Origin of the sequence: Methanospirillum sp., assembly GCF_028679455.1 — an archaeon.
Taxonomy (GTDB): domain Archaea; phylum Halobacteriota; class Methanomicrobia; order Methanomicrobiales; family Methanospirillaceae; genus Methanospirillum.
Genome location: NZ_JAJRBM010000021.1, coordinates 1 through 4,649, shown reverse-complemented (window position 1 = coordinate 4,649; position 4,649 = coordinate 1). Strand labels below are relative to the sequence as shown.

Below are 4,649 nucleotides of genomic sequence, written 5' to 3'. Positions count from 1 at the left end.
GAACTCCTGTGAATACGCGGTCATGACCTCATCCAGGGAAACATCAGTGAAATATTCCGGATAAATTGATTTAGCACAATAAAGCAGACCAAAAATATCCCGGGGGCTGGAACCCAAATCACCATGCATTGCAAATATTCTTCCATTCCGCACTGCTGATAGGTTAGCAAATCCAGTCCGGTTACTTATTCCTGATACTAATTCAGAGAGTGATTTGTGAGTTTTCTGTGAATCTGATGCCAATTTGAGAATAATATCCGGGTTTTTCAGGATTACCCATTCCGGACTAACCGTTACCCAGTCTGAAGAATAATTCCCATAAACATTGGGAATATGCAAAAATTCGAGTATCTGACCACCGGCACTCCGGGTTGTCATCACTGAATAATCGGTATATGATTCGAAATACACCTTTGGAGGAGTTGCATGTATCTGGGTGATACGGTTTTGCACGAGTGTGGTGTAGCGGGTGAAAAATTCAACATACCTGGATGCATTCTTCTCATGATCTGTCAGGATTCCAAGTGCCATCGCGTCATCAGGCAATTTTTGCAACCGGTAACAATCAAGAAAGATTATCGGTACTCCAACAGATCGTAACAGTTCCAGATTTTTAGGTTTTGCAGTAGAATATCCGATGATCACATCAGGATTCAACGAGATGATGGTTTCCACATTCGGAGTCATCCAGTTACCGACATTGTGGACACTGCTGAGACTTACCTTCATTAACGTCGAGTTCTTTGCGGTACTGGTTACCCCGACGAGTGAACCTGCTGCACCAAGGGTAATCAGCATCTCGGTTGTATCATCATTAAGACAGACTATTCTGCTTACCGTATGAGGAAATGATATTGGTGTTCCTTCAGAATCAGTGATTTCGATACTCTTACTTTGGTTTTGTGGTAATGGTCCCGGGGTACTGACACATCCAGAACAGAGCAGGAATAAAAGTATGAGAGAGATACCTCCCAGAGAGAAAACTAACGATAATTGTCTTCGATTCTCCGAAACTGCCCGGAGATTATCAGAGAAATGAGTACTTCTATGAAGACTCATCGCTTTTCTAACCGGGGCTGATGTTTAGCATCTATCTTGGTCATAATCTCCTTGAGTGCACTCCCCCAACCCTCAATATCATCAGCGGTCATGATATCAACGCTTCCTCCCTGGTGATCTCCTTCTCCAACCTCATCTTCCAGCCAGGATTCGATCTCAAGATAGTTATTCTTCAGATCCTCAAGCGTCTGTTCATCTGCCTCCCAGAGTCCACGTTGCTCTGCTTCTAGGAGCCTGCGGGCGATTTCTTCCAGAGCATAAGGGTTGTTATCCTCAAAAAATTGCCGCATCTCTTCGTCGTTAACAAAGGTATTTGCGATATCATCAAAGATCCAGTCATCAACCTCCCCGGTTGCCGCTTCCCAGCCATACACCCGGGTCACCCTTTTCATAATATCACCGGCACCCTTGTAGCCATGTTCTTTGAGGCCCTCAATCCACTTGGGATTGAGCAGTTTTGTCCTGACTACCCGACGCATTTCATCAGCGAGGTCCCTGACCTCTATATGCTCTGGTTCCCGAGTGTCTCCATAATAGGGTTTGACCTCATGATCAGAATAATACCGGGATGCTGCGGTGATCCCTCCATGATTGTTAAAATAACAGCAGCAGCCTAGCAGATCTGACTGATCAGAATGAACCTTGTTGAACGTTATCGAGACTGACGAAAGACAGGATACAAATTGTTCGTGTGCTACCTGTCCCTGCACTCCTTTTCCGAATGCATATCCACTGCTTGCAACAAAAATGTCAATGAGATCCTTTTCTGTCTTCCAGGCACTGGCATAGATAGCAAGGTTTATCCCGCCAAGCCCTCCACCCGGCTGACCAGAGAAAATCCGGTATGTTGCATCCCTCCAGGATCCCCCGTTCTCTTCCATACTTTTGAGCGTGTGTTTCCTGACAAAGTTCATCTCTGCCGGTTCATCAAGTTCTGCCACTGCAGAAATTGCCTCATCCAGTAGATCTGAACAGTTGACAAAATTATTCAGGGTTATCCGTGATGTCTTCACGGTGATATCAATCCTGGGCCGATCCAGTTTTTCCAGAGGTACGATGGTAAAGGATTTTACATGACCGTTCGCCAGCCAGACCGGCTCTACCCCTAAAAGCCAGAGAGGCTGGGAGAACATCTCCCCGTCAGAGGACATAATGTCGGTGCTCATCCAGTAAAAAGCAATATTTTCCGGATATTTTCCTTCTTCATCGATATACTTCTGAAGCAGCACATCTGCCAGTCGTCTGCCCACTCGCCATGCAGGCTTGGTCGGGACCTTGAACGGATCCATCGAATAGAAGTTCCTTCCTGTCGGGAGAACATCTTCATGTCCCCGGGAAATGACTCCTGACGGGCCGGGCGGAGTAAATCCTCCGGAAAATCCATGTAGAAGAGCTTCAATCTCTTTTGAATCACCGAGTCGTTGATTAATATCGAGAATCCTGTTTTTTATAATGTCAAGTTCTCCTGACTGTTCAGAGGTGATAATCCGGTGAAAATGATCTTCAAATGAGAGAAACGGGCCGTTAATTATTGCATCTATAAAATTCTTCGTGGTTGCCTCAAGGTTTTCAAGTATGGCACCATGGGACATGCAATATTCATCAGACCATTTATCCTGGTTTTCAAGTAGATATGAAAGATCCAGTCCCATAACCTGGGCAATTATCCTCCGTGGTGAAGGCTCTCCTGAGTCGAACCTAATGATTGCATTGATGAAATCCAGTCGTTTTTCTCCCTCCGGAAGCCTTCCAAGGATATGCATCCCTGAAGGAATCTGGGTGTTGCGGATTTTCGAGAGAGCATCATGACAGGCGCTTACCACTCGCTCTAATGGCATGTCAGGACTCAGGTGGATATCCTTGTCCATGTTTGCTGCAGCGAGGGCATCCATGATCAGATGCTGCAAAGCATGAGCACGGGAAGGATCATTTTTTGCGTTCTCATACTGCCCGAGAAGGTTGTCAAGTTCTTCTAATCTTTCATATAATCCGCCCTGCGTCAGTACGGTCTGCATATGATCAATCAGGGTTGCATATCCCCTGCGTTTAGCTATGGTTCCTTCAGGAGGATTATCTGCATTATAAATGTACAGATGAGGGATGGTGCCTATTGAGATATCAGGGTAACAGGCTTCTGAAAGGCCGAGACCTTTTCCAGGCAGAAATTCAAGGTTTCCGTGAGTCCCCACATGCACAATCACATCTGCTCCAAAGAATTCTTCAATCCAGTGATAGGTTGCGAGGTACTGGTGAGGTGGCGGACATCCGGGATCGTGGAGGAGTTTACAGACCTGACCGTCACACCGGGGACCATAACACCCACGTTTTGGCTGCACGTGCACTGAAGCATTTCCAAAAGTCAGGCCGGTGATCAACATCTTGCCATTGAGGATCATGCTGAGGCCGGGAGGATCTCCCCAGGTTTTATGGATTCGAGCCTGAACTTTTTCAGGAAGTTTGTTAAAGAATGGCATGAAGGATGCAACATCCATCTCCATGAGGGTTCCCCCTTTGACTGCAATATCTTCAACCGTTGTCCACCTGAATTCTGAAATTGCTTTCTTTTCAAGGATAGTCTTAATCAGGGTTTCTCCGTTTTCAGGAGGAGTGATGGTATATCCCCGGTCCTTCATGGTATGCATGATGCGTGCAACACTTTCCAGGGAGTCCAGGTGTGATGCCCCGCCGACACTTGCTTCTACTCCGGTACAGGGATTATTATGAAAAATAAAGGTTACTTTCCGTTCAGATACCGGTTTTTGTGCAAGTGAAATCCATTTTTTCACCCTGCGTGAAATTTTCCTGGCCCGATCCGGCACTGCTTCCCGGTAATAATCACCGTCATCCATTGATTTGCTGGAACCCAGGTATATCGGTTCGATGACTCCCTCAAACTCGGGCATGGCTACTGCCCATGCTGCATCATAGGTCAGGGAGGGAGATTCCCGCCACTCCTCAACGGTCAGATATGAGGAGATGATCGGATGAAAGATAGGGATATCAAGATGTTTGTAGAGATCTACTCCATGTTCATAGGTTATTTTTGACTCCTCATTTTCTGTTGGATCAGCAGTGTTCCTGAGCAATGAAGAAGTCAGTTTTATAATCGCATCAACACGGGGTTTTCCCTCACACATGAGGAATTCCTCGAGAACTTCAAGCGTATTTTTTGAGGAATTTCGCCTACCTCCATAATCCATGGAAAAGACTGGAATAACTTTTAGTCCTTCCTCCTCCAGGGTTTTTATCAGAAGATCTTCGATTGCAGTATTTGCCGCAGCCCAGTATATCCGCGAAAATAAAATACCTACATATGGAGCAGGTGTTGGATTTTTCTTCTCATACCAGTTCAAGTACTCGTCAATTCTGGTGAATACTTCAGATGTATCTGGATGATAAATACCTTCCCAGGGGATCTCTATTGGGGGGGTAACTACCAGGTCTTCGCCCAGAACAGTTTTCCGGATATACAAGAGCATATTGTAAAAATTTTCATCCCCGTTATTGATGGTATAAGCCAGGCAGGTAGTGATGACTTCCGGTTCAACGGTAGCATGTTTCCACTGTTCAGGATTATGCCGGAGGGTGAT

At 45.8% G+C, this 4,649-nt stretch carries 2 protein-coding genes; both read right to left on the bottom strand.

The genetic code is table 11. The annotated features are described in order from the left end of the window. Positions 1-1,059 (bottom strand): ABC transporter substrate-binding protein (locus LUQ50_RS00585; RefSeq protein ID WP_300034597.1); only part of this gene is annotated, 1,059 nt, incomplete at its 3' end. Further along, on the bottom strand, positions 1,056-4,649 hold a 3,594-nt coding region (gene cobN / locus LUQ50_RS00580; RefSeq protein ID WP_300034594.1), incomplete at its 5' end, for a cobaltochelatase subunit CobN. The genes cobN and LUQ50_RS00585, both read right to left, overlap by 4 nt.